The sequence below is a fragment of the Escherichia sp. HH41S genome (genome assembly GCF_009820115.1).
GTDB lineage: Bacteria > Pseudomonadota > Gammaproteobacteria > Enterobacterales > Enterobacteriaceae > Escherichia > Escherichia coli_F.
The window spans coordinates 1-26788 of record NZ_VNXE01000059.1 but is presented as its reverse complement, the minus strand read 5'-3'; the positions used below and the strand labels follow the sequence as shown (position 1 = coordinate 26788).

Below are 26788 nucleotides of genomic sequence, written 5' to 3'. Positions count from 1 at the left end.
ATGAATTTCAGGGCGATCTTCTTAAGTATGCAACGAGTTTTAGGCATCTTCTCCAGACGGGAGAATGATGTAGTTGAGTTAATAAAGCAGGACCCTTCGAGTCTTTCGCCATTTGCTCAGATTGTAGGGGATCAAAAATACACTGTGCCAGATCACCCGAATCTTGAAGTCCTGAAATTCATTGAATACCCAACCCGACCTGCGGGGATACAAACCTTTAATGAGCAGTCTATTCTTTCTCTTTATAGAGATAAACTGCACTCTATTTCTATGATGCTCGCAATAAGTGATGGTGACATCCGGGAGGATGCCTTTACCTTTACCAATCTGGTTTTAAAGCCACTGATTGAATACATCCGTTGGATTCATTTACTTCCTGCTTCAGAAAACCACCACCATAATGGTATTGGCGGGTTGTTATCTCACAGCCTGGAAGTGGCAATGATTTCTTTAAAAAATGCCAATCATTCTGAATTGCGCCCGATTGGGTATCAGGATGAAGAAGTCATTCGCCGAAAAGTCTATCTCTATGCCGCTTTTATCTGTGGTCTTGTGCATGATGCCGGGAAGGTATATGACATAGATATAGTAAGTCTCAATCTGAGTAAAACTTTAACATGGGCGCCAAGCTCGCAAAGCCTTCTTGACTGGGCGCGTGAAAACAATGTTGTCGAATACGAAATACATTGGCGGAAACGTATTCATAACCAACATAATATATGGTCCAGTGTTTTCCTTGAAAGAATATTAGATCCTGTCTGTATGTCATTCCTTGACCGGGTCAAAAAGGAACGCGTCTATGCAAAAATGGTTACGGCACTGAATGTCTATAACGACGGCAATGATTTTCTTTCCAAATGTGTAAGAACCTCAGATTACTATTCGACAGGAACTGACCTTAATGTATTGAGAGACCCGATAATGGGTCTGCGTTCGAATGATGCTGCGGCCAGAGCAATAGGAACCATTAAGCATAACTTCACCAGCATTAATATTAATAACTATAAATCCAAACCTATGCACCTCATTATTGTAAACGGTGAAGTTTACCTCAATGAAAACGCCTTTCTCGACTTTGTGCTAAGTGACTTTGCTGCGCACAAATTCAACTTTCCGCAGGGGGATGCAGGTAAAACTGTACTTGTAGAGTCTCTGGTTCAACGGGGTTATGTTGAACCTTACGACGATGAGCGTGTGGTTCATTACTTTATTCCCGGAACATACTCGGAAAATGAAATTGCCAGCATTTTCCGAAACGGTATCGGTAAGCTTGAATTTTATAATCTCCTGAAGCTCCGTTGGATCGGATTAATTTTCGACTCATATAAAATACCGGACTCTGTTCCAGGCCTGTTCAGCGTTAATGCAAATAAAGATTTCATTTATATTGATGAACAGAAAACTGTGACGGAATACAGAAGGCCAGTCCCGGGTCGAGAGTCTGTTACCAGAGTAACGGACACCGTCAGTGACGCCATTGAAGATACTCCGCAATATCGACTCAAACTCGTGAACGGCCCTGACGCTGACAGTGACAACGGTAAAAACAGTGAAAATACTGAAGACATAACAGAAAGTGTGAAGGCCCCTGGTGCAGATATAGCAACCGATATTATTGAAGCGCAGGTTGCTACGCCAATAGATAATGCCGGAACAGTCGGCCCCGATGAACAAGAACGGCCAGATGAATCTGACGACCGGAGTCAGATACGTCTGGTTGAGCAACTGCATGAAATGCTGCTGAGCGCCCCGCTGCCCCATAACGCAGTCATTAATATTGATTCCGTACCTTATCTGGATCTCGATGCTGCGATTGCGTTAATCCCTGGTATTGATGAGGCGGCATTTTGTGATGAACCATTTTTCCAGCTGACGTACCGTGACGGATCGCTGGATGGTTTGTGGATAGTCCGTGACGTAAACAATCTACGCCTGATACAACTGGGGGATAACTGCGCCGGTATGCAGTTTAACACACCAAAACCACGTAACATTTCAACGCTTAAGTCGCTTTTTGATACTTCAATGTACCAGCCGTTGGATATCCCAGATGGTCCATCCTTAAACGAAGCAGTTTCGCCTCTGCAAACAACGCTTGAGCTTCCTCCGTCGCGACTGAATGCCCCCCTGGCTGAACAGGCCAGTTCGGTTGCTGAACAGATTAACGCCAACTCCGAACCTGAGACCGTCACTGCTTCTGAGTATGAGCAATATGACTACCTTCAGGAAGAGCCCCTTGATTGCAATGGTACCGAATATTCTGACTTTATGTTTGCTGACAACTCTGTGGCTGCCGCCCCTCAGCCTGAGCCGAAAAACAGCGGTGGTGCCGGATTCCATGATGAAACGGCCCTGGTCGTTGCGCCCGGTGAATTGAATGCTTCAGAGGAAGCCAGTGAGCCACCAGCTCCCAATACAACCGGGGAAAAAGCAATTTTAACAAATCCTGAGTCATCACGGGTCCCCATAAAAACGGAACCCGCCGGGGCGAAAGCGAACCATCTATCTCCGGCCCTGGCTCGGCTGTTCGCCGTAAACACTCATGGCGAGAAGAAACATAAAACACCGCCAGTAACGGCCCCAATGAAGGAAGGCTTTAATGCGTCCAGCCCTGCCACAATCCAGCCTCCGACCTCCGTTGACCAACCAACTGCTGAAGAGAAGGAAACGGTGGAATATTTTACACTGCTAAATGACGGTGAAGTAACAGAACTCGAATACGTCGAAATTGCCACAATGCTTCACCACATTCTGACCAAGTTATCTGGGTCGTTCAAAAGAAAGCGGAAAAACCGGTTCATGGTTTTGACCCAGAACACCTTTTTTCTGACTCAGTCATGTGTTGAAAAGTACAGGACGCAGTTAAAAGCGCCTGAGCTTTTTAACCAGCTTCCTCAATACCAAGTCACCTCCGGTGCCGTAGTCAATACAAAATGCATTGCATTCAACATGCCAACTCTGGTCGCAGCATCCGATCGGGCAAAGGTCGATATTGAATTAATCATCAACACGCTAAAAGAGGTCGGGAATCTATAATGACAAAATCAAAAAGGACCAACCTGCACGCCCAGGAAAACCTTTACAGGCCGATACTAGAGTACAGAAGTGCCTCAGTACTTTTAATTAGCGCCATAATAATGCTCTTTATGGGGTTTCGATCGGATGGTTTGAATATTGCCCCCATCATTTTGTATACCTCTATCTTCCTGCTTTTGGTTTGTTTGTACCGTTGTAAAACGGCACACCCCTATTTGATGGCGCACTGGCGCGTATTTCAGCGCCAGATTATGTTTATTAGCCTCAAATCGCTCAGGACGATCAACAAAAGTAACTTTTTCTCGAACGAACGAAAGTACCGCCAACTGGTACAGGAATATAAAAAATCCAACCGTCCGGTACCGGACAGGAAAACCTATTTCTGTGACGGCTTTGAATGGGGTCCCGAGCATGCTGATCGTGCATATCAAATTGCCAATCTCTCAAGCGACAAAAGAGAAATAGCCCTGCCATTTGCCCTAAACCCCATAGCGAAGCATTTTGATGCGATGGCAAGATCCATGGGCGGTAATAACGCCATCTTTGCTGTTGACCGACGGGAGCCCATTTTTGTTACCGAAGATAACTGGTTCGGTCATACCTTCATTACCGGAAACGTCGGTACCGGTAAAACGGTCCTTCAGCGCTTATTGAGTCTCAGTATGCTGCATTTGGGCCACGTGATTGTGGTTATTGATCCAAAGAACGACGCTGAATGGCGGCAGTCACTGATGGATGAAGCGGCGGAACTGAGATTGCCATTTTATAAGTTTCACCCAGCCCAGCCTTCTTCTTCAGTGTGTATTGACGTCTGCAATACTTTCACCAATGTTTCGGACCTCACATCACGACTTCTTAGTCTGGTTTCAGTTTCCGGGGAAGTTAACCCATTCGTGCAATATGCCGAGGCTCTCGTATCGACTGTGATCACAGGTCTGTCTTACACGGATAAAAAACCGTCGATATATCTCATTCACAAAAACATGAAAAGCCACATAGCAATCCTCAATCTCACCGTAAAAGTTCTGGAATGCTGTTATGCCCGGCACTACGGGCCTGATGTCTGGGTAGAAAAGGTGAAATATGTGTCGAATGACACCCTTCAGGTTCGCTTTAAGCGCCTTGTTGAATGGTTTTCTGCCCACTTCATGAATTATGAAGGTGCGGAGCCCATTGAATGGATTGATACCGCCAGCCGGTTAGTGGATTATTCTTTATCTGATCCTGAACACATGTCAAAAATGACGGCTGGTATTATGCCGCTGTTCAGCCGACTGACCGAACAACCTCTGAATGAATTGCTTTCACCATCACCTAATTCACTTACTTCACGTGAAATAGTCACTTCAGATGGAATATTCAGTACCGGAGGTGTTCTCTATATTTCTCTCGATGGCCTTTCCAACCCGGAATCCGCCCGGGCCATTTCGCAGTTGATAATGTCAGATCTGACTTCCTGCGCGGGTAGTCGCTATAACTCTGACGATGGTGATATGTCTTCACATTCAAGGATCAGTATTTTCGTCGACGAAGCACACTCTGCCATCAACAATTCAATGATAAACTTACTCGCTCAGGGGCGTGCCGCTCAAATTGCATTGTTTATCTGCACGCAAACCATTTCCGACTTTATTGCAGCAGCAAACGTTGAGACGGCAAACCGTATTACGGGTCTTTGTAACAACTACATTAGCTTGAGGGTAAACGACACTCCAACACAAACGCTGGTTGTAGATAACTTTGGTAAGAGCCCAATTAGTACAAATATGGTCACGTATACGACAGGATCAGAAACCACTTTGCCGCATAATAACTTCTCTGGGTCGATATCAGAAAGAAAGCAAACAACGTTGGAAGAAAGTATTCCAAAAGAGCTTTTGGGTCAGGTTCCCAAATTTCATATTGTGGCCAGGCTTCAGGATGGCCGTAAAGTTGTAGGGCAGATCCCGATTGTCGTAAGCGAACAATCGATGAGACCTAATACGACGTTATTGGAGATGTTCCTTAAACCCGTCGGAAAAGTAACTTTGCGTCAGAATGTGGGTTTAGATTATTTAAATAAACATCTAAGGAAATTGCATTGATGGACGAGCAAATTACTCTGACACAAAAACAAATTTTCAGTGCATCACTGAAAGTCAGTAAAAGCCGTTCACTTATTAAACGGCGTATGCTGTCATTAGGGCTGAAGTTTGCCGATTCGCAGGATGTCCGTAACCGTCTGGCCGGGATTGAAAAAGGTGCACTGAAATATGTAGGGCAATTTTGCCATGACAACGATGCTAAGTCTTTATCAGCGATGGCTATAATCCTTTCCGAGCTTTTTCTGCTCCAAGGGGAACTGTCCACCAGCAATAAATATGGTGACCATGAAACGAGTTACTGGTCCGTAGCGCAGGGGCCTTGCGATGAATGGGTCCAGTCTATTCTTGAGTGCGAAGACGGACAGCGAAGATTTATTGGTTTTCGCATCACATTCGACAGTTCGGAAGAACGCCGCCGCCTCGTTGAAAAAAATGCCAAAATGCTAGGTAGTTATTTACTGCCCTATTTTGTCAATTTTTCGAGTGCTGCATCGGCGTTTATTACGCTGCCTGGCCACGTTACGTTTAAACAGGTACAACGCAACAAGCCGCTCATTCATCCTGAGACCACACTAAGTGACATTCTTACCATAGAAGACTCGGCGTTTCTCTCTCGTATCAAATTTAAACTTATCTCGGCGATTGACCGTCTGCCCGACCCGTCCGGACTGTATGCCAATATGTTCAACCACATTATGGACCGGGCCCTATTAACACACCTCAACCGAGAGCAAATTGATAGCCCCTGTGTGTGCAAAAAGGTTATTTCAACCTACGCAGACACTATGCTAACGCTCCCGGTATTTAATGCGGGGATTACCGGAAAATACCGACACTGGACGCCGTGGGGGGTTAATTTTGTCGAGTTTAGCCGTCAAGCTGCAAAAGAAAAAACCTGTGTCTATGTTCCTGAACCAGGTCAAATCCAGTGGAAAAGTCCGGAGCATAAGGAACTTGCTGAGTTCAGCTTGATCAACCACATAATCCCGCAGCAATACCATTGGTTGCTGGGTGTACCGACACTCTGGAGAAACCACTATCGAGACCATGGCGACCGATTAGACTTATTTCGGGAGTGGAGGGACGCAAATGGCAGCGGCTAATTCTGCACGGGCAGTATTCATCAGAGGACTGCTTTTTTTAGGGATGATACTTTATCTTATTTATAGTCTGGGTTTCCAGAATACTGACGAGCTAAAGCTACAAATCACTCAGGAGGTGAACGCCAGTCGTAGCCTCATTTCTAATGACCGATGGTTATCGGTTATTGCCAATAGTGAGGCTACTTTATCCACTCTGATTAATGACTATAAGCTGATCGAGTATCTGAATACGATACTGATCCCGGAAACAACAATACCTACGCGTGGGCTGAATTACGTTGCAGAGAAGATGTCATCGATAAACTACACGGTGGCAAAGAATCTCCCCCTGCTGATTTATCAGTCCATTTTCCGCTGGTATCTGATACTCGGCTGGCTGATTGTGTTTTCACCTTACTTAATTGCCATGCTCGCTGACGGCATGTATCAATGGAAATTAAAACGTTACGTTTTCGGTAATGTAACCGTTCAGTTTTACAGGATCTGGTTCAGGGCCTTCTGGATAATCGGTGCATTAACCTTTGTGTACCTATCAATGCCTAATATGTCTCTTTTTAACAATATCGCTCAACTGTTCCCCCCTGTCTCACTGTTGATATTGGGAATTGCACTCAACCGTTTGTGGTCTAACTTTCAAAAACTTATGTAATAAGGCGGTCAGATGTTTAAACGTAATAATAAGAAGTCACCTGCCAATATCAAAGAATCGCTTGATGAGAATGCTGACCGTTTTTATAAGATGTTCCGAATCCATACCACGTCAAAAGTGGTTATTTCCCTGCTGGCATTAGCAGCCGCTGGGGTTTCGGCCTTTAATATTTACGATAAGTATCAGGAATCAGAAGGACGAATGGATCATATTGCCGTCGTGCGCATATCGGGGGAAATGGGTACCGGGTCAGAGACCGGCGACGGTTCTGTGATAGCCGCAGCACTGGCGAAAGCGTACAACAACCCGCATGCCAAAGCTGTCATTATCGAAGCGGAGTCAGGTGGTGGCGGACCTTCAGACGCGATTATTATTTATCGTCAGATTAATGCACTTCGAAGCCACCAGCAGAAGATTGAACGTATTTCACATGCAGAATCCGCAAGCAAGGCCCGTAACACGGATGATAACAGCGCTTCACGCTCGCAGGACGATACCAATGCCGAACTATCTAAACGCAATACTCTGGAGGTCCTCTCCGCCGGGAGTGGCCGTTTCATTTCTGATCTTAAAAGCAGTTACAAGCCTATTATCGTCAGCGTCAAAGGCATTTGTGCGTCGGCATGCTACTACGCAGTGTCCCCTGCCGACGCCATTTATGCAGATAGTAGCGCTCTGACCGGCTCGATCGGCGTACGAATGGATCACTGGAACCTGTCCCGAGTCATGGATACGGTCGGTGTTAAAAATGAACCGATCACCGCTGGGGAATTTAAAGATGCACTCGACCCTTATCATCCGCTTTCCGATACCACACGGGATTTTATGCAGAAGCAAATTCTGGATGCCATGCACGAAAAATTCATTTCTGACGTTGAGCAAGGCCGGGGTAAGAAATTATTAAGTCGCCCGGAGGCTGATGCTGTCGCTCTGTATTCCGGCCGGGTATGGACAACGCAGCAGGCGATCCGGTACGGTCTCATTGACGGTGATCTGACACCTGTCGAAGTCCGTTCTCGTATTTCCCAAATGTATTCGACCACTACATTCAAAACGTACAACGAGCCACAACGATCTCTTCGCTCCGCGCTCGGTATGTTAATGAACCTGTCGACCAACATCGAAACGCTGGCGGGCACAACCTCCCGGTTACTTGATTCTGTTCAGACCACCAGCTATCCGAGTGTGAGATAAGATGGAAGCAATTCTGATGGCGTGGCGGGTGATAGCAACAGGCATAATTATCCTGATACTCATTGTGCTTTACTGCTTGTTGGGATTCATATCGTCAGCCATTGCTGAACGCAGGACAGCCAGGCAAATCGAAACATACCTCCCTGATGATGCAGAAGGCCTTCTGAGCGATTTAACGCTGTCGGGTAGTACCACCGGCACCACGCAGATTGATCACGTCCTTATCGCCTCTCATGGGCTCTACGTCATCGAGCAGAAGAACTATGCTGGAAAGCTGTATGGGAATCTGAAGGATAGCCACTGGCGAAAATGGAAATCGTCAGGGACACTAAGGTTACAAAACCCGTTCAGGCAAAACTACGGCCACATAAAGGCCATCCAGTCAACATTACGCGCCAGCGAACTGGAGTGTATCAATGTTGTCATCATCAACGGGCCCTGCATTTTTGAAGGTGAGAAGCCAGACTGGCTTTGCATGGGTATGGGGGAGTTTGTTCGGAAAGTCACTGAGCGGCGCCAGTTAAATGTATTCGAGCCTGAGACAGTAAGTTTTATCCGTAGGGAGTTGACGTTAAAGAGAAAGCCTCCGGGCCTTTATACTGATCTGAACCATATCCACAACGTTACCACCAGATACAAAAAGACCATGCGCCTGGAGCAGCGTATTACCTATAATCTTTTGCGTTTAATTCGAAGTTTACCGGGAAAAATTTTCGGATCGATAAAGTAAAAATAGCCCTGCAAAATATGCAGGGCTTTTTATGGATTCAATAACGGAATATTTTGCCATGCTTCCTGCATAATTCGCATGACCTCCCCAATGGATAGCGACGGCCATAAGACTGTGTCAGTCATGATTACACCAACCGGCTCACATTCAATGGGTACCAGAATTAAAACCACACGAGTCCCTTTTACCTGATACGCGAGATTAACTACCGCCTGTCTGTAGGTTGCCAGAACCCCAGAACCATACTCCGCTGGTTTGCTGGCCCAGTTCCGTACCAGAGCATAAACCTGTGGCATATAGCGATTATCCAGATCGCCCTGTGGCCGACGAAAAGGCACAATATCATCGGAGCGGTAAGTAGTGGTGGTTACGTTGGCCGTTGTCATTATTAAACTCCTCACGCCCGACTTTATTGAGTCTGAAATAATAGGGATCAACTAACAGTTCTCTGTCGTGAAAACTGGCTAAAGTAACTAGATTTTGTGCTCCATTTGCTGTTCCACTAAATCTCTCGTTGCCTTCATGGGGGAAGTGCCACCGTAGTACTCCGGTTCATTAACATCATCCACTTTAAGTAACCATTGTGAGGCTGATTCATTGACGGTCTTATCTGTGCTCACATCGCTGCCCTGGTATTTAGGCATCATTACGGCGTCCACTTCTTGATAAACGCCATTGCGTTTCACCAGGATTTTAACCGTTTTCGGTTTACTGCGTTTTTCGCGCACTTTATTAACCAGATACAGCACGACAATCCAGCCTACCAGTGCGTAAAGAAAAGTATTCATAATGCCCTCCTTTGTATGTGTCCATCATACCAGGTTCCGTCCCAGCCCAAAGAGGTTCGGTGCATGAAAAATAGACTTTCCCGACTGGATCTGCAAATTCCCTCCAGCGTACCTTTGCTGCCCTGAGTGATATTTTCTTTCCGGATGCGTCTGACGGATTCTAAAAAGGTACTTTTCTGCACAACTGGTTTAAATTCCGCTACTCTTGCCCCACATTCCCCCAGCCAGAGCCCACGACCGCAACACCGTTACGAATAAAACCGTCAATTTATATCTGAGCCCCCAATTAAAGGGCACCTGCGGCTTGCATCAATCACCATCGGCCCCACATCCAGCATCCCCACTGTCGCCCCAAAGGCAGTGTCTGAGTTGGTGAGGATGAAGAAGAAACCTCTTTCGCCTGTTTTCGCCCCACTCATAGTGACCTGCGTAAACTGGTGCCCCTCTCCCTGGGAACTGCGTAGTGCCTTTTTATTATGTGCACGCAAAAAAAGAGATAGCGGAAAAAACAAACAGCCACATAGAGGTTTAAGGCAATATTGAGTAGCATCACTGGACTCCTGTGCGTCATGGTTAATGGACTCAATATTTATATCAAAACCCCTTGTGCTTAACTTTTGTTAACCCGCCCCTTTTCTCCCGATCGCAAATTATCATGGCGCAGGTTCGTTTCAGACGACACCGCAGTCGTCAGCCAGGTATATCCACCACGCAGGCCGCGAGGTACCGGCGATTTCTTTCCGGATGCCAGATCTCATTTCAGTTTCCCAGCACCATCACTGCAACCGGCAAAACCATCTGCATGAAGGTCAGGCTTACACCACCAGCTAAGGGCCCCGGACAGCCCCATGCACCTTTCCCCGTATGCCAGCCCTTAGTCCTGAGCACACAAAAATGAAACCCGGCGTAGCCGGGTTCTTGTGCTAATCAGTAGGCCTTCAGTCCATGACTTTGCAGGTAGCTATTGAGCTCATCATTGGCGCCGGATTCATAATTCCAGTTTCGCCAGACAAGCTGGCGGTCGTGGTCGCGATGATCGCGGATGGCAATCTGGAAATGACCTGCTGGCTGGAGGTTTTCGATAAAGACGTTCTGGTAACTGGCGGCGACAGCGCGTGCCTGATCCAGTGATACCGGTGATTCGTTGCTGAATAATTCGCTCATGGGTATTTCCTTCACAATCGCCAGGCCAAAGCCTGGCATTGGGTGTCAGACTGCAAGATGTTTGGCGAGTTTAACGAAGTGATCCTTGTTGTTGTAAAGCGGCATCTGATAGGCCCGGTCTGAAATAAACATCCGGATTTGGTCAAACGTCATCCCGCAGTTGAAGCCAGTCTCACTGACATTAGCCCGGGGGAAATCGGCGCAAAACTCGTTTAACACCTTTTCATGGGCAATGCCGATGTTAATGAGTCCGGCAGGTCCGTTATCACGGAAAGACACCACCCGGAATGTGCCGTACCAGCCTGCCTGGGAGAAGAAGGTAAACGCCTGGTCCGCAAGGCCGTTAAACAGCTCGTAACGCTGGCTGCCACTCAGTGACTGACTGTCCATGCAGTACACGCGGTTGATGAAAACGCCAGGGCCGATGTTTGCTGGGGTCTGCCCGAAAGCAATACACGGCATGGTGATTTCCGTAGTGTCTCTGGTATCGCCAATTACTTCGTATTGGGCGGCGATGATATCCGCCAGCGCTGATCCGCCAAGAGTGTTAATTGCTGCGATATCATTAATCTGAATATTTAAATTTTTCATATTTCACCTCTTCGTTTTTATTATTATTCCACATTCAGTTTCGTGGCAAATAACCAGAAATGAAATATTTAATAAACTATTCAGTACGACAGGCACAAGCCGGTAGACCGTTCAAAAATGTCCTGCAAATAAATCCCGCAAGCATCCAGATTAAACCAGACAAGCTCTGCTTTATTATTGGAAACAGAAAACAAATAAAAATCAAAGCCGCCTGTTTTATCATCTTTGAAAATTCGGAAGGAATTATTATTAACATCTTCGGCGAGTTCCACGTGAACGCCATAGCGTACGTCCCCGTCGTCAAACTGTGCGACCCGGCGTACAGATTTTAGACGGACAAATTTCGCCATATCCAGTTCGGGCGTCGGGGAAAAAGTCAGAGCCTCGAAAATGAGATCAGCGGTCTCATGTTGCTTCTTTCGGTCGAACTCAAACAATCCGCCACCGTTGTTACGATAGACCGGTTGAAGCGCATTGATCAGGTTGAACGTCTGCCGGTTCCTGTCATATCTGTACATTCAAAGCTACTCCGGCCCTGTCAGCATCCACCAGCAGGGTATAATGTGTTTAGTTCCAGTCGGCGAACAGCTCTTCGCATTGCAAAGAGGATAAGCACTGCTGCGCCAACACCGGCAGTACGGCGATGTTGGGTACGCGGTTGTGACACCAGGCGTTAAACAGCTTCTGCCACGAACCGGCATAGTAACCGGCCATTTTCTTTTTTTGCTTCGGAGAACGGCAGGCAGAAATAGCCTGTTGATAGAGACTTTCATTCTCCTTAACCGAGCGTTGTTGTAGTGTCTGATAAATAAAGGAGTAAAGAGAGTCGGAACAATTAGATGCGTAAGCCAGACCTGTTTCCATAATACCTCCTGTGTTTTGGGTATTATATAAAACCAGACATGCTGGCTAATAACATCCCACTGAATATTATTTCGAATACCCAACAACCAATTTAAAATTGGACACGTGTGGATTTAAGCGAACAGATTGCAAACCTTCTCAACTAACTTTCATCGCTGTTGCTTTATTTTGGAAGTTTCTTACCAGACCACCATGTTGCTTTTTTATCTTAAGTGCAGATGAGGTGGGGCCTGCCTTTTGTCACCATAAACTACTGAATGTTCATAGCCATCCTACGCCACTTCGGATACATCATTTATTCATGGGGCTCGCCGGATTTTATCAAGCACGAATCAGCCGCCTTTTACCGTTCACTGCAAACGAGAGCAATAATTCCGTTGCATTTCTGCGGCCGCCTGCTGTTGCAGCACGTCCATCAACCGGCTGAGGATCGTCAGCGCCTGGGAGGGGGGGCCGCCAAAGGTCACTTTGATTTCGTTGGTGGTGTGGTACTGCTCCAGTTCGAGAATATTCACTTCCACGTCTGCGCCCTTCTCATCCCTCGCAGTACATTGAATACTGACCCGGGTCACGGGGTCCTTAACTCTCTGCAATGGTGCCTTTGTGCTGACGTTGATAGCGGTGTTCTTCATTGCCCTGTTTCTCCATGATCTGAGGTGGTAACCGACCCTACCAAGTGGCAGGGTAAGTCAGGAAATCATGCCCGTCCCTTATTCAACTTTTCGGCATGCTTACGCAGATATTGTGTCAAATCGCCGTGGGCTTCACAGATGGCATTCATCTCATCGTTAGTCAACACCAAAGTGTACGTATCGTCGCTGATGTTCTTAGCGGCACGTTGCTTCGCTTCTTCCGCAATACGCGAAAACAGCGGGATTGCAGTGTCCGCAATCGTCGTCACGGTCTTTTTGTTGAGTACGCTGGAGACCGATACAGTTTTGGGCTCTGGAGTTTTGATCGGGTCTTCCGCCTTCGGCTCTGGGGTGTTTTCCGGAGTCGGTTCCGGGTTGGTCCCCACATCCCCGTCCACCAGCTCCGGCGGGTTGATACCATCCTTATTACCTTCGCCGGATGTTTGTTCCGTCACTGTGGTCTCCGGAATGTTCGCGTTCGTTTCCGGCACAACCGGTCCTTTCGGCTGCATCGATGCATCAATGTTGCCAGCTTTGACGAATTTCAGGGTTTTGGCCGTCGCCTTGCCATAAACGTCGATGGCTCTGGTGATATTATCCACCGCGTTATCGCCGCTGTAGAGATATTCATCCAACGCGACATACATGCTCACTTCTCCAGTCACCAGCATGGTCTGGAGGGCTTCAGGCAGATCCAGGGTGCGAACCATCTGACGCAGGTGCTGTTCAGTTTTACCTCGACGTTTCGCCAGTTCTGCGAAAGTTTTGGGTTCTTCAGCGTCTTCGACCATCCGTTTGATGGAGAGCGCCTCAGCCACAACAGACAGAGCCAGATTTGAGTTACCGTCCAGCGTAAACTGCTCGGCACTGGCGCGGCTACCGCGAAACTCCTCACAGCGAATTGACGTAATCAATTCACGCCCTTCTTCTGCCAGCTCGATGTTTGCCAAAGCAACGGCGCGGATACGGCACGCCCCCTGACGAAGGACCGGTCGACCATTCAGAACCTGCACGACAATAGCGGGTACGCTTAAAGGATCAGCCTTATAGGACTCTTTCAGGCTGTTCAGGTGGTCTACCACGTGAGGTAATGAGTAGTAGCTTTCCCCCATGCCAGCGGTACGCGTGTTAAAGCCATCTTCCTCTTCAACCACTGCCGGGTGGATAACCAGACCATTGCTTTTGCGTGCGCCGTTACCGGAACGCTCTAAGTAGGTGCGCAGGCTGATATCGTTGTTAGCGGTTTTTACATCATTTTCGATAGTAGACATTGTGGCCTTCCTTTTAATTTTTCGTTTAGGGTGTTTGTTCGCTACAACACAACAATACCAAGTACGATTCTTTTCCTAATAACCTGAGACGAAAAAAAAGTAACTTTTCTCCCGGAGCTATAGTACGTGCTCCGTCTGTTTTAATTTCTCGCTAAGGAGGCCAAATTTCACTTTAGTATGAAAATGGGTCCCCAAAAGACGAAATTTGTCGGAAATAATACTTTTCCGACTGCAAAAACCTACAATAATTCGGCTCCACCTGCGTAAAAGGTATTACATGCATTGAAGGGAGGATGAAATAGAGAAGGAATGCGGCGTCACGCGAAATCTAAAGTTACTTTTCCAAAACCTGGAATTGCAATCTACCTATCGCTATAAAGGAAGACCCAATATAAGGGGCGAGCATAACCAGGTGTGGCTGGCGGAATAAGGGGATTAATATCAGGCCAGGCTAAATCAGCCCAGCCATCAGGAAAGGGTACGGAGGCACGGGTATTAACTGGGATCGAGAAAATGCATATTCTTTCCGGTTGCGGCTGTTAGGATTCTTTTTCACCTGTGGTTAACCGCCGGTACTCTGCGTCACAGAACGCCCGCAGGTTGTTAAAGACTTTCTCCATAAATTCAGCGTGAGCAAACGACTCCCACGGGGATTGTGTACGTTCGTTCATACGTTCTTCTTTATTCATGTCGACACCTTCGGTATGGCTTGCAGCGGGTGCGTCAGCAGGTCACCGACTGGAGCTGAATATTCGTGATTCCGGAATAATATTCTACCCTGTTAGCCTGCCACATCGGGTCGATAAGCGGGTAATTTCGCTCCTATATTGGACGTATATAGCACCAGCGGCCACGGCAGGGAGAAGGAGCGCATCCCCCACTTTTCTTCCGGCGGTGGGCAGCTCACACCTGGCACTGCGTCCCAGGACCATCTCATACAGTGCCGGCTGATGCCCATTACTGATGCAGAGGGAGACATGACCATAATGGAACGACACGCAGGGATGCCACCGACAGCCATTAAAGCCCTGCTTGAGGCTGAAGATGCCCAGAAACTGGCAATTGCCCATGAGCCTCATTCCGATGAAAAGACCCGCCAACGATGGAAAGGAAAAAGGGTTTCCCCGACCGGAGAAACCCTTTTCTAAAGGTGCTATTGGCTTGCTGGCTCACATTCTGAATTGAGGGGGGTTGCCCCCCCTCTTTCAGCTACCTACCGGATTCGTAGTCCATCACAGCCGAGACTTCCCGTGTACCGTCTTTCAGACGCAGCTCGCAAAGCGAATTGCGCGTAAGCCAGGTGAATATCAACAGCGTAAGACAAACTATCAATACGCACAAAACAACGGGTTGGTTCGGCAGTTTCATGGCCTTCTTCTCCTTGCATTTAAGCGGGTAAGAGGCTACATTGAATGTGACTAGCATACAGTGGCCTCGGGTTAATTTGAAAAAATTACTCGGGGCTTTCTGCTTTTTGCCACAGCCAAACTGTGAATCTGCTGGCTGGGGCAAAAGCCTCCAGCACCAACGCTATTATACCACCCATCCCCCATCAAACGAACAGGTCGTGCTCCTAAATAATTAATAAGTAGGTATTTCAGGTATTGCCGCGTCGCAGGCTGTAATAGCAGGCGTCTGCCGTAATGACTGAAGAAAATGACGGATTCGCATCTCTAAACGTAACGCCGCCAACCAGTCCATTCCCCTGCTTCTTTCCGGTTGCAATCAGTCCGTTTTCTTACCCGCGATCGTAAGCGTCAACGGAGCACCGTATTGACGCTTATTTATTAGTGAGTACTACGTTCCATGGCAGGAGTTCGTCAACTCGGTTGGAAGGCCATTCCGGCAGTACGCTCAGGATATGGCGCAGATACGCTTCCGGATCGATACCGTTCAGACGGCAGGTGCCGATCAGCCCGTACAACAGTGCACCACGCTCGCCGCCGTGATCGCTACCGAAGAACACGTAATTTTTCTTTCCGAGACAGACTGCACGAAGCGCTCTTTCCGCTGTGTTATTGTCCGCCTCCGCCAGACCGTCATCACAGAAGTTGCACAACGCAACCCAGTGCTTCCTGATATACCGGAACGCATCTCTCAGACGGCATTTTTTCGATAACGTGTGTTCTTTCTCCTGCATCAGCTTATACAGGGAAGTCAGTAGCGGTTTACTCTGCATTTGCCTGACCGCCAGGCGTTCAGACACCGGCAACCCGCGTATTTCGTGCTCAATGGCGTACAGTTCGCCGATTAGTTTCAGTGCTTCTTCCGCCGTCGCGCTTTTGGTACTGATATATACATCGTGGATTTTGCGCCGCGCATGAGCCCAGCATCCTGCTTCCGTCAACGCGCCGCCTTCACGTTCGGCACTGAACAGCCGATCGTAACCTGCGAACGCATCTGCCTGCAGGATACCCCGGAAGGGACGAAGGTGTTGCTCCGGATGTTTACCCTGATGGTCCGGTGAGTAGGCGAACCAGACCGCCGGAGGTTCTGGCGAACCGGCATTTCGGTCATCCCGGACATACGTCCAGATATATCCTGTTTTCGCCTTCTTCCTGCCCGGTGCCAGTACTTTTACTGGTGTGTCATCAGTGTGAACCTTGCGGGTGTTCATCACATAACTGTACAGGGCATCATTCAGCGGCGTCATTAACTGGCAGCACGCATCAACCCAGTTGGAGAGTAAGGCACGGCTCAGTTCGACACCCTGGCGGGCAAAGATTTCACTCTGACGATACAGTGGCAGGTGTTCGCAGTATTTTCCCGTTAACACGCGGGCAAGTAACCCCGGGCCCGCGATACCACGCTCTATCGGACGGGATGGTGCCGGTGCTTCAACGATGCAGTCACATTTTGTACAGGCTTTTTTTACCCGTTCTGTGCGGATCACTTTCAGGGCGCTGCTCACCAGTTCCAGTTGTTCTGCGCTGACTTCCCCCAGATAATCCAGCTCACCGCCACACTCCGGGCAACAGCTTTCTTCAGGCTCCAGGCGGTATATTTCACGGGGAAGGTGTGCCGGTAACGGACGACGATGGCGCGACTGTCGCAACTGGCGGGGAACCAGCGGGTCATCCTCACGCCCACTGTAACGATCGCTTTCCTGCTCGCGTTGTTTCAGCAGGGCCTCAGCCTGTTCAACTTCACGACGCAGTTTTTCAGAACGGGTACCGAACAGCATCCGGCGCAGTTTTTCTATCTGAGCCCGCAGATGTTCTATTTCCCGTTCATCTTCTTCGATCTTTTCTTCGGCACGTGCCAGTGCAGAGCGCAGGAAGGCCTCCGTCTCTTCAACCAGACTCAGTTGCTGGTCTTTCTGACGGAGGGCTTCAGCCTGCTCAGAGAGCAGCCTTTCCAGCTCAGCAATGCGAATGAGGTATTTCTGACTCATGGCCGTTTTTATAATGCGGTCAGGATTTTTTTACAACATTGTCAGTGCGTTAAGGCGGGATGTTTTTGGCTGACGCCAGTCCAGCTTATCGAGGAGCATTGCCAGTTGCGAGCGGGTAATGGATATCTTACCGTCACGCACCGCAGGCCAGATAAACTGACCTTCCTCAAGGCGTTTGGTGAACAGGCACAGACCATCAGCATCAGCCCACAGGATTTTAATCGTGTCTCCCCGTCGGCCACGGAAGATAAACAGGTGACCGGAGAAGGGGTTATCATCCAGCACATGCTGTATCTGCTCCCCCAGACCGTTGAAGGATTTACGCATATCAGTAACGCCGGCAACGAGCCAGATACGGGTACCTGATGGGAGTGAAATCATCGTCCCCTCCCGGTCAGCTCACGGATCAACACCGTGAGCAGCTCTGGTGAAGGATTTTCCAGCATCATTTTACCGTAATGGAATTCCACATGGCAGGAAGCTGCACAAGCAACTGATAATGCCTCCGGAGCAGGAGCATCTGTAGCACAGCGCGGGGTATCGATAAGTTCCACTGGAACCAGAGTCGGAGAGGCCGGAAAAGATTGTGATACTGTAGGGCCTACAATAGTTGGAGGCATTCTACGAGAAATACGTCCTTCTCTTTGCCAGAGGCGTAGCCATTTAAAAATCAGGTTGTTATCAACGCCATGTTCCCGGGCCAGTTGTGCAACATTGGCATTTGGTTTCGAAGCCAGTTCAACCATATGAAGTTTAAATTCATTAGAAAATATCCGGCGGGTTCCGGAGCGCCAGTCTGTAGGTTTATCCATCAATAGAACTCCGTCTAATTTAGAAGGAGCTCTAATTTAGTCTGCAAGGAGCAGGTGTTACAGACGGCATTGGCTTTACGCTTACTTTCAGTTGTCGAACCCATTTATCCATCGTGGATTTGCCGACATTCATCGCAGTGGCAGCGGCGGCAACGGTGTAATGCTGATCGAGTACTAGCTGGGCAGCCTCGAGGCGAAACTCGGGGCTAAAATTGCGTCTGTTACGTCCGGTCATAATGTCACCTGTTTTGACTATGAGGTGATGATATCACCTCTATTCAGGTGGCCAAATTCACTATGCCACTACATACCAGCTTTTTAGGTAATGGTATTGAATCCCGAATCCTTTTCGATCAGCAACGACCCGACAACATTATTGAGTGGAGCTATGCTAGAAGCGATCTCAAAAAGCAACATGAAGCATAAGCCGTTGGATGGGATTTCCCATGAATCGCCACGGATAATATAGATACTTCCGAGCCGTTGATAATGTTGATTTTCGTATTCTGTCGGTGGAGTATCCCGAAAGGTATAGAGCAAAACTTGGAGAAAACCGCAAAAAATGCGTTTTTTGCACACAGCATCCCATTTTAATCTTTAACTCTGACCTTCCATAATGTCCGCTGTTGGCACACAGCGGACAGTGCAGTTGACAGTTAGGTCCGCTATACGTTATTTGTTTTTTTCAATATGGTTAGTCCAACAATCTGATTAGGATGAATCCATGAATGAATTGTTGGGCAATATTAAACTGTCTCGAATCACAACATTTAGCTAACTGCTCCCTCAACTCAAAATCTAATAATATTCATGATGCTTCCCGACACGTTATTGTTCTCACACCATTTGTCAAGTCTGTCACGTTCTGATGCTACATAGCCAGAACCATCTTCGAGCGATAGAACTATTGTCATGTTGTTTATAGGTTTTAAAGCATCTCCGCTTATCATAAATAAGCGTGTTTTTGATAAATATAACATCTCTTCATATAAGTCTACGGAATAATTATTTTTAAAGTAAGATATATTATCCTCAGACAAAGGGAGTTCTCCATTTGCAGCCATTAGATTAATCATGGAAATGTGAACTGCGCAAATCTTTTCTGGTTCCCAAGTGATATTATCTTCCCTCAACAACGCTCTTTCACTAGGCTCAATTGTTTCGTATATCCAACCTGCCGTTTCGGAATTTTTCCCCACTTTAGCGATTAGCATTGGTGCAATATTATTCATATAAACGCCATCATCCCACGGCATAGCACGCTGAAAATAGTTTGATATTTTTGACCAGACCGTATCTAAAATAACCTCAGCAGAATTAAATCTTGTTGATACCAATGACACCCATTCTGAATCAACGTTCGAGACAACAAAAGGAAATCCACTTGTTTTAATCAGGCAATATTCATTTGATGTGATAAGTGTGGGGATCGATGGTACACCATAAGATTTATCACCATTAGTGAATTTATCTTCAAGAATACTAATAAAAGCTGCCCGTAACCCTTCTTCCGTTTTATATCCATTATAACCATGAATAATACTAATCGGAGCTAAGGACTCTTGAACGAGAGAATAAAATAACAGCGCATCCTCGACTGGTAGTTCATTTATCTCATAATAATGTGTTGGCCCATCCCTTCCAGTTATCTGAGCGAAATGAGTTCTAGCACTTTCGATATCAGGAACATACTTATCTTTTTCTAGTTTGTATTCAAAGTATTCGGAATAAGATTTACGAATCACCGAGAGGTGATCTACAGCATCTGATAACGCTGCTTTCGTAAGAGTTTTCTTGACTTCGAATATGCATAAAACTTGTTCTATATCATAAATGTAATTGTCTGTTCTTCCGTATCTTCTCCCCTCCCCACTGACAAGCATACAGTCCACTTGATTATTTAGCATGTTACCACCAATAGATACAAAGCCAGACACGACTTGTAAATTTAAATCTGGAGGTAAGGCAAAGTCCTCCCGTAAGACATCTCTTGTAATCGCCTCATATCCATCTCCCAGCGTTGGCATATGAGGCATGGGCATATCAGCCAATACACTAACTTCATAATCAATAAATGCTTGCATTAACTCAGAGGATCTTTTTAGCACAATATATTACCTTGTTATTTTCTATCCCTCATATTAATCTGAGGTGATAAGTTAAATCAGCTCTTGCGCTGAGGATATAGCACTCCCAGTATGCTACTCAGCGCCTCTTATGTATGCCCGTAATTATAAAATCATTACCACGATTTGGTATAGCCCTCCTTCATTTTTTGAATCAAGTAATACGAGTTATCAGAGTCAATCGTAATGCGCTATGGATTGACTCCCTCCCCCCGGTAGACAATCCTACCTTAGTGTTCTTAAAGTCCGCTTCTGGCACGGAGCGGACAAGCTAACTGAGCTGAAGGTTCGCTGTGAGCGAAAAGCGGAAATTCATACATTTTCATCAGAACCAAAGTATGTATTATGCGTTTTGCTATACTTTAACAACAGATGATGCACCTTTTACTAGCTCATATATAATCTAATAGCTTTTGTGATGAAGCGTTATTTCATCACGTAATTTGCATATCAGAACGACCAAGGTTATTTAAAAAAACGTTAGCTTGTCAGATCACCTGATATCCTCGAAGTATTCTCTGACTAAGTCTTTTTTATTCATGCTTTCATAAACCATAAGAAAAAGTACATTTGTGTTTTGGTATTTATAATTTATAGGGATTTTTGCATTATCTATTTTAAACGTTTTTATTTTATGCTCTCCTTTGACTGTTGGATCATCTAAACGTTTAAAATAAGTGTCCACGTCATAAACTATATACTCATGATCAATATGATTAATCACATCAATTCCATTTTTTTTTGTTACTTCTACGTGAACTAAGTTAGTCACAACATTTAGTTCTTTATCATAAAATGTGTCTTCTAGAGTTTCCTCAAAGGTTATAGAAAACTTATTTTCTTCTTTCACCACCGTAACCCATACATTATCATTTTGGGCATTAATATCATAGAAGCGAGATAAGTCAGGTAGTCTGTCTAAATTGAACGAAAACTTCTGTCCAAACATTCTTTCTTCAAGCGAGATAAGTTGATTCGTAACTGAATCAATTTTAAATGAAATATCTTGAATGTAGCTATTTGCAATTAGGTCATTGAATAAATCTATAAGGTTTTTATTCCTGCTGTCGATAATAAGATAGGTGCCATTATGATTTTTATCAGAGATATAAGGAAAAACATCTTTAGTAATATATTGATTATCAATGTCAACTTTAAAAAGCTCGTACCTGCATAAATAGTTTTTTCCATACAAGTCTTTTATTTTCTCTTTTACTTCATCAGATACCATTAAGGATTTGTAATCAAAATTATTTTTTTCATACTCACGATTATACTTGTTGAATAATAACTTGCTAATTCTATAATAAATGGCGTTTTCTTGTAGGTTTTCATAGGAAAGAGCCTTCGCATAGATTAATTTATAAAATATAGATGCCATTCCTATAGAGTAGAAGCTATCAAATGCTTCCCCCTTATAATTATCAATGAAATTTTCAATGCTATTAATATGGAGGTCAGCGTTTGCACGATCTATTTCAGGCTTATGAAACAAATATGCGCTTACATATTCCTCATTGGTGAGAACACTATTTTCTAGTTTAAGTCTTATATTTTGGATTTTATTGTTGCATTCGAATTTAACTTGATCAATTAAATCACCTTCAATTTCACGGGGATTTCTTTTTATATATTCAGTAAGTTGTAGGAAGTCATTGTCCTGCAATAATACACACTCTGAACAAAAATCAAAATCAGTAACAGAAGATTGGTGGCCATCAATTAAGGATTTATTCTTTAACCTCAACAACTCCAAATAATGTTTCACAAGAAATACCTCCATAACTTATAGGATTCACAATATACTTAACTTTTTTATTAAAATCAATTGTAGTTATGTATTTTCTTGAGTGATTAAATTTAAATAATCATTCCTGTAATATGAATAAATCTCATAAGACGATATAATAAATCAGGCTGATTCTCTCTTTAAGATACTCATAGTTATGTGAACACAGTCCGCTCTTGGCACAGAGCGGACTGTCCTATTAGGTCTTATTCTGTGCCATTGGTCTGCAAAATAAAGTTTATATTGTCTTTCTGCTTCGCGGTTTTGATGCTCCTGAGGATTTGGGCTTTGAAATAACAGCTCCAGTCATTGCTTCGGTAAGACGGTCGATTGTTTCCCGTAAAGACTCTGCAATGCTCTTTTCCGCGTTGAGTGTCGCTTCTATTGATATCACCTGGTTCCTGAGCTGCTGTAGTTCTTCAGTCTGATCTGTCTGAACCTGTCGGGAAAGCAGGAGCTCTTCAGTTAAGCGTTGTGTTTCAGCACGCAATTGATCATTTTCCCTTTTAGCTGTTGTGAGCTCTGAGCGTAAGGCCGTCAGGGTCGTGACGTTTTCGGCTAAAGAAGAGCGCATTTCGGACGAAAGCGATTGTGCTGAGGACAGGTCCTGTTCAAGCTGGCTGACGTAGGTATTAAGATCAGACACGTTCTGTTTTAAATGTTCATTCTGGCTGATGAGAGTGGTCAACTCTACCTGTTGGGATTTATTTTCATCAATTAGTTGCTTCTGATACTCCTGCTGGGAGGCCAGCTCCTGTTTGCGCTCACTTAATTGATGGTTCAGTGTCTCCACAGTCTGCCGTATAAGTTGGATCTCGTTATTGGCATGCTGTAATTCACTCTGACTTTCCGACAGTGTTTCTTTAGCTTCTTGAAGTGAATCTTTCAATTCGCTTGATAGTTCGTGCTCATGATCCAACTGTTTGATCAGGTTAACCTTTTCAGTACTCAGTACTGTAACCTGATCTTTGGACTGTGAAAGTTCTTCCAGTAGTTCTGCGTACTGCTGTTGTAGTTGGGTGAGTTCTGCCTTCGCATTTTTCACGTTATCATTCTGGATAGCTGTATAGCTCAAGCGGAAGTACCAGGTGATAAATGCAGTAAAATCATTGAATGCATCTTTGATCTGTTCAGGGATTTCAATGGCACGTGCTTCTTCTGGCACCTCATCGATGTATTCCTTGTAGGTTGCCAGCATCTCCTGAGCACGGGCAAAAGATCCCCCCATTTTATCGCGCAGCCAGTGGGCTTTGAAAAAATGGTCGACGTTTTCAGTGCTGATCCCCTTATCAAAACAGATCTTTTCAATCTCAGTGAAATATTTAACCCTAGCTATTGAAGAATATGGAGAATTTTTCAGTAAATCGGGGCTTAGGGTTGTATCTCCTTTGGCCTTTTCACTTAAATTCGACGCTATTTGTTCATTCCCGTTCATCAAATTATCATTGTCACTCATCATTCTTATCCTTTTTTCACCTTTTGGGCTGATAACTTTTCATGAGGTTTATCACCTGTGTTTTAAAAAAATCCACACAGACACGCCTGTAGTAAAGGCTTTACTAGTTACTAATGATTAATCAGATTAGCATGCTGCTCCTGTGTGACCAACAGTCTCGCCCCGCAAACTGGCGCAAATTTCACCCCGCAACATTATGTTATTGATATTAAAGTGATTTATTTTGAGTTGGCGTTGGTGCGTTAGTGGCATACAATGGGATTTAACCGTAATTAAATCCCATTGTATGCAAAGTGAGCGTTCACGTATGCTAAAAGTGTGACAACGTCACGCATTTGTTGGGTACATTAGTAGTTAGTACATAGTAAAGGCATCACTTACTATTCGATGTGATAGTCTTTCGGGGCCGATTATAGTTATCACGGATGCAGGAACTATCGTGTTAGATGTACACCGCTTGGTGACACTAAGTAGAAGGCAACAAATGTCGGGTAAACGTCGCCCAGCTGTTTACCTCGTCGAGAATTTCTGTGATTTTAGGACGTAGTAACATACTGTAAATACTGCCATGAACCAGTCGATCTAGGATGGCATCCGCATGTGTGGAGTCTCCGATCATTTTGTACCAGTTTTCCACCGGCAACTGGCTCACTACGATGATTGAGCCTCGTTGGTACATCAGATCCACTATTTCCAGCAGGTCGCTACGCTGTTCTGATGAGAGAGGTTCCAGCCCCCAGTCATCCAGAAGCAGCAGATCGCTATATTCAGCCTGGTCAAAAGTTTGCTGTATCTTCCATCAGCATGCCCCTGATAGCACTGTTCCATCAGCGCTTTAAGGCGATAATAGTAGACCTTGTATCCCTGTTGGCAGGCATTATGACCAAGTGCACATGCCAGGAACGTTTTACCGCTGCCGGTGGCCCCGGTCAGTAAAATATTTTGTTTCAGGGTTAACCAGTTTCCCTGACTGAGTGAACGGATGAGGGCCCTGTCCAACCCTCTATTGTTACGATAATCCAGCTTTGATAACTCAGCATTAAGTCTGAACTGTGCATGTTTGATCAGACGCTCTGCCTTCCTGTTTTCACGGCAGGTTAGTTCTTCTGCTGCCAGCAATGACAGGCGTTCTTCGAAGCCCAGCTCCTGGTATGTGCCTGGCTGAGCAAGTTGCTTTCATTGAGTAAATAATCCATGTCGGAAATACCAATTACTATGACCAGTGCGGGGGCGCAGCCTACGCCACCCAATGAACTGCTCGCGAATCTTATCACCAGAGTTGCCAGCCGCTAAATGATGTGTTAACGGCGGTAAGTCAGATTACGCCGAGAAAAAATACCCTTTTCTATTACAACGAAAACGGGAATCTGACGCTGACGGACCTGACAGGACGAGCGAAGTCGCTGCTTGGCTTGGGAACATATGAAAAGATGCGAGCGTTGCTGGAATTAAAAGCTGCCGCAACGATGGAACCCCAGAGCGATATCCGTGACCGCACACCGGGCAGGCTGGCACTGTCCGGCATGTATGGATTTGGTCAGGCATTTACCAGCACCGACGCCCTGGCGTTTGACGGACAGGCCGATTTTGCTGAATGGCTGAAAGAGGTCACACCGGGCGTTATGCGGTCAGTATTGCGGATTCTTCCGCGCTGTTGTTGGGCACCACGAAATTTAACGGCATCATTGATGTGATGGGGTCACCCTTTGATAACGATGAATCAGACGCAAATTCAAAACGCTGCTGTGTTTTAACCAGTATTACGAAGGCGAACACAGTATTCATCGCTTGACTTACCGCTGGAGTGGAAACAACTGGAATGCAACGGTAAGCCCCATCGTTTTACGACGGCGATTCGCTGGCGTTCTTTCTGTCGGGGACAGCAGGCAATGGCCCGTCCTCTTATTACAAATATCCGTCAGTTGGTTCCCTCATTCTCGTAGTCTATCAGGGGGGCGGCGGCAGGCGATAAAGAAATCAAAATTGGCAGTGGAGATATTGTGCCGGGGTCACGACTTGGCCCGGTAAAGGGGATGCGTATTACCGTGAAGGAGATCGGTGAGTAACGGCGTTTTTCAAGGTAGTTGTCGCCTTTTGTAATAAAATTACGTTATGCAGCCTCTTTTTCTGGATTCAGGTAGACTTCTGATATGTAGTCCCAGTTACGTAGATGCTTTCCCCAACGTTCAGGATGCTGTTCGCGTGCTAGCTGGTATACTGCTTTTCTGGCCGCCAGTATTTTCATATCATTACCTTGATGACGCTCGGCTGGCGTGACGTATTTGATCCCGCTGTGCTTATGTTCAAAGTTGTACCAGTTTACAAAACGATTTACCCATACTCTGGCATCATTAATAGTGCGAAAACCGTTCTCAGGCCACCAGGGACAATATTTGAGAGTCCGGAACAAAGATTCTGAGTAAGGATTATCATTGCTGACTCTTGGCCGGGAATAAGAACTTAGCACACCAAGCGCATACATTTTCGCCAACAACGTGTAACTGCGCATGGGACCACCATTATCAGAATGGAGTACCAGATTGTTGGATGAACATTTTTCATTCCATACTGCCCGCTGGAGTAGTTCTGCTGCATGTTTTCCAGATTCGCTGGCAAATACCTCTGCAGCAATAATCTTGCGACTGTAAATATCGACGATCATATAGAGGTAAAAATGCTGACCTCTGACCCAGGACGGCAAATAGCTGATGTCCCAACTCCAGACTTGATTCGGTGCAACGGCCCTGAGTACATCAGGCCGTTTATACTGACATTCACGGGAGCGTTTCTTCAACTGGTTGGCTGATTTCAGTACACGATAAAAGCTTGATTCAGAAGCAATATAAATACCCCTGTCTGCCAGAGTTGGTACGATCACATTTGGAGGTAAGGATGCAAACTCTGGAGAGTTGCACAACTCCAGTATCCGCAATCTTTCCGCTTCTGACAGCTTATTTCGGGGAGATCTGTTTACAGTATCGGATCTTCGGTCCGTGGTGATGACGTTGCCATTAGTCCAGCGCTGAAGTGTCCGAATAGAAATACCGATACACCTACAAGCCTGACTTTTCCGGGCGCCGTTGATAACGGCCTCGTGGATAAGAG

Annotated in this window: 25 protein-coding genes and 3 pseudogenes; 8 read left to right on the top strand and 20 right to left on the bottom strand. The window is 45.9% G+C overall.

Going from position 1 to position 26788, the window contains the following annotated elements:
- Genes mobH through FQZ95_RS09650 form a run of 6 tightly spaced genes read left to right on the top strand, consistent with a single transcriptional unit; the run spans position 1 to position 8796 of the window.
- A complete protein-coding gene (mobH, locus tag FQZ95_RS09675) occupies positions 1–3036 on the top strand; it encodes a MobH family relaxase (protein ID WP_097311463.1) in 3036 nt (1011 codons plus the stop codon).
- Positions 3036–5120, top strand: a complete 2085-nt coding sequence (traD, locus tag FQZ95_RS09670) for a conjugative transfer system coupling protein TraD (protein ID WP_097311462.1) — start codon at positions 3036–3038, stop codon at positions 5118–5120. Before mobH ends, traD begins: the two co-directional genes overlap by 1 nt.
- The gene (locus tag FQZ95_RS09665; RefSeq protein WP_160530139.1) at positions 5120–6223 is read left to right on the top strand and encodes a hypothetical protein; all 1104 of its coding nucleotides are present in this window, start codon (positions 5120–5122) and stop codon (positions 6221–6223) included. The genes traD and FQZ95_RS09665 overlap by 1 nt, the downstream gene beginning before the upstream one ends.
- The gene (locus tag FQZ95_RS09660) at positions 6210–6872 is read left to right on the top strand and encodes a DUF4400 domain-containing protein (RefSeq protein WP_097311460.1); all 663 of its coding nucleotides are present in this window, start codon (positions 6210–6212) and stop codon (positions 6870–6872) included. The genes FQZ95_RS09665 and FQZ95_RS09660 overlap by 14 nt, the downstream gene beginning before the upstream one ends.
- Positions 6873–6884: 12 nt before the next feature.
- The gene (locus FQZ95_RS09655) at positions 6885–8066 is read left to right on the top strand and encodes a S49 family peptidase (protein WP_097311459.1); all 1182 of its coding nucleotides are present in this window, start codon (positions 6885–6887) and stop codon (positions 8064–8066) included.
- Position 8067: 1 nt separating this feature from the next.
- The gene (locus FQZ95_RS09650) at positions 8068–8796 is read left to right on the top strand and encodes a nuclease-related domain-containing protein (RefSeq protein WP_160471677.1); all 729 of its coding nucleotides are present in this window, start codon (positions 8068–8070) and stop codon (positions 8794–8796) included.
- A 29-nt stretch (positions 8797–8825) separates the two neighbouring features.
- Here the strand turns inward: FQZ95_RS09650 and FQZ95_RS09645 are convergent, their stop codons facing one another.
- The 10 genes from FQZ95_RS09645 to FQZ95_RS09605 all read right to left on the bottom strand — a co-directional run bounded on the left by FQZ95_RS09645 (position 8826) and on the right by FQZ95_RS09605 (position 15043).
- Positions 8826–9182, bottom strand: coding sequence for a hypothetical protein (locus tag FQZ95_RS09645; RefSeq protein ID WP_097311457.1), 357 nt, complete (start codon positions 9180–9182; stop codon positions 8826–8828).
- 87 nt (positions 9183–9269) lie between these two features.
- The gene (locus FQZ95_RS09640; protein WP_097311456.1) at positions 9270–9584 is read right to left on the bottom strand and encodes a hypothetical protein; all 315 of its coding nucleotides are present in this window, start codon (positions 9582–9584) and stop codon (positions 9270–9272) included.
- Between the two features lie 927 nt (positions 9585–10511).
- Positions 10512–10748, bottom strand: a complete 237-nt coding sequence (locus FQZ95_RS09635) for a DUF905 family protein (RefSeq protein ID WP_097311532.1) — start codon at positions 10746–10748, stop codon at positions 10512–10514.
- Between the two features lie 45 nt (positions 10749–10793).
- The gene (locus FQZ95_RS09630) at positions 10794–11339 is read right to left on the bottom strand and encodes a hypothetical protein (protein WP_097311531.1); all 546 of its coding nucleotides are present in this window, start codon (positions 11337–11339) and stop codon (positions 10794–10796) included.
- A gap of 80 nt (positions 11340–11419) precedes the next feature.
- A complete protein-coding gene (locus FQZ95_RS09625) occupies positions 11420–11857 on the bottom strand; it encodes a hypothetical protein (RefSeq protein ID WP_097311530.1) in 438 nt (145 codons plus the stop codon).
- A 49-nt stretch (positions 11858–11906) separates the two neighbouring features.
- Complete coding sequence (locus tag FQZ95_RS09620; protein WP_160530138.1) at positions 11907–12203, bottom strand: hypothetical protein; 297 nt, start codon at positions 12201–12203, stop codon at positions 11907–11909.
- A 350-nt stretch (positions 12204–12553) separates the two neighbouring features.
- A complete protein-coding gene (locus tag FQZ95_RS09615; RefSeq protein WP_097311528.1) occupies positions 12554–12835 on the bottom strand; it encodes a hypothetical protein in 282 nt (93 codons plus the stop codon).
- Positions 12836–12900: 65 nt separating this feature from the next.
- Entirely contained in the window at positions 12901–14106 is a 1206-nt protein-coding gene (locus tag FQZ95_RS09610) for a DNA-binding protein (RefSeq protein ID WP_097311527.1), read from the bottom strand.
- Between the two features lie 539 nt (positions 14107–14645).
- Positions 14646–14795, bottom strand: a complete 150-nt coding sequence (locus FQZ95_RS26105) for a hypothetical protein (RefSeq protein ID WP_157916984.1) — start codon at positions 14793–14795, stop codon at positions 14646–14648.
- A 92-nt stretch (positions 14796–14887) separates the two neighbouring features.
- Complete coding sequence (locus FQZ95_RS09605) at positions 14888–15043, bottom strand: hypothetical protein (RefSeq protein ID WP_157916983.1); 156 nt, start codon at positions 15041–15043, stop codon at positions 14888–14890.
- Between the two features lie 49 nt (positions 15044–15092).
- Here FQZ95_RS09605 and FQZ95_RS09600 point away from each other — a divergent pair, with 49 nt between their 5' ends.
- Positions 15093–15254: a hypothetical protein gene (locus FQZ95_RS09600; RefSeq protein WP_157916982.1), complete on the top strand. Its 162-nt coding sequence runs from the start codon at positions 15093–15095 to the stop codon at positions 15252–15254.
- Positions 15255–15315: 61 nt separating this feature from the next.
- Here FQZ95_RS09600 and FQZ95_RS09595 read toward each other — a convergent pair whose 3' ends face one another.
- The 9 genes and pseudogenes from FQZ95_RS09595 to FQZ95_RS09555 form a co-directional block, all read right to left on the bottom strand.
- A complete protein-coding gene (locus FQZ95_RS09595; protein ID WP_097311533.1) occupies positions 15316–15474 on the bottom strand; it encodes a type I toxin-antitoxin system Hok family toxin in 159 nt (52 codons plus the stop codon).
- A gap of 412 nt (positions 15475–15886) precedes the next feature.
- A complete protein-coding gene (locus FQZ95_RS09590; protein WP_000080172.1) occupies positions 15887–17500 on the bottom strand; it encodes an IS66-like element ISEc43 family transposase in 1614 nt (537 codons plus the stop codon).
- Positions 17501–17530: 30 nt separating this feature from the next.
- Positions 17531–17881, bottom strand: a complete 351-nt coding sequence (gene tnpB, locus FQZ95_RS09585; protein WP_000624688.1) for an IS66 family insertion sequence element accessory protein TnpB — start codon at positions 17879–17881, stop codon at positions 17531–17533.
- Entirely contained in the window at positions 17878–18312 is a 435-nt protein-coding gene (locus FQZ95_RS09580; RefSeq protein ID WP_001309734.1) for a transposase, read from the bottom strand. Before FQZ95_RS09580 ends, tnpB begins: the two co-directional genes overlap by 4 nt.
- An 85-nt stretch (positions 18313–18397) precedes the next feature.
- Positions 18398–18547 (bottom strand): annotated as a pseudogene (locus FQZ95_RS09575) (transposase); the annotation flags it as partial.
- Between the two features lie 556 nt (positions 18548–19103).
- On the bottom strand, positions 19104–20420 hold the full coding sequence (locus tag FQZ95_RS09570) for a DUF6602 domain-containing protein (RefSeq protein ID WP_097311521.1): 1317 nt from the start codon (positions 20418–20420) through the stop codon (positions 19104–19106).
- 511 nt (positions 20421–20931) lie between these two features.
- Complete coding sequence (locus tag FQZ95_RS09565) at positions 20932–22206, bottom strand: hypothetical protein (protein WP_097311522.1); 1275 nt, start codon at positions 22204–22206, stop codon at positions 20932–20934.
- A 259-nt stretch (positions 22207–22465) separates the two neighbouring features.
- A complete protein-coding gene (locus tag FQZ95_RS09560) occupies positions 22466–23686 on the bottom strand; it encodes a hypothetical protein (RefSeq protein WP_097311523.1) in 1221 nt (406 codons plus the stop codon).
- Positions 23687–24302: 616 nt separating this feature from the next.
- Positions 24303–24802 (bottom strand): annotated as a pseudogene (locus tag FQZ95_RS09555) (ATP-binding protein); the annotation flags it as partial.
- Between the two features lie 164 nt (positions 24803–24966).
- Between FQZ95_RS09555 and FQZ95_RS09550 the strand changes: the two are divergent.
- A pseudogene (locus FQZ95_RS09550) lies at positions 24967–25749 on the top strand (shikimate transporter); the annotation flags it as partial.
- A gap of 44 nt (positions 25750–25793) precedes the next feature.
- On the opposite strand, the gene FQZ95_RS09545 reads toward FQZ95_RS09550, so the two are convergent.
- Positions 25794–26788 (bottom strand): IS3 family transposase (locus tag FQZ95_RS09545; RefSeq protein WP_097311509.1); only part of this gene is annotated, 995 nt, incomplete at its 5' end.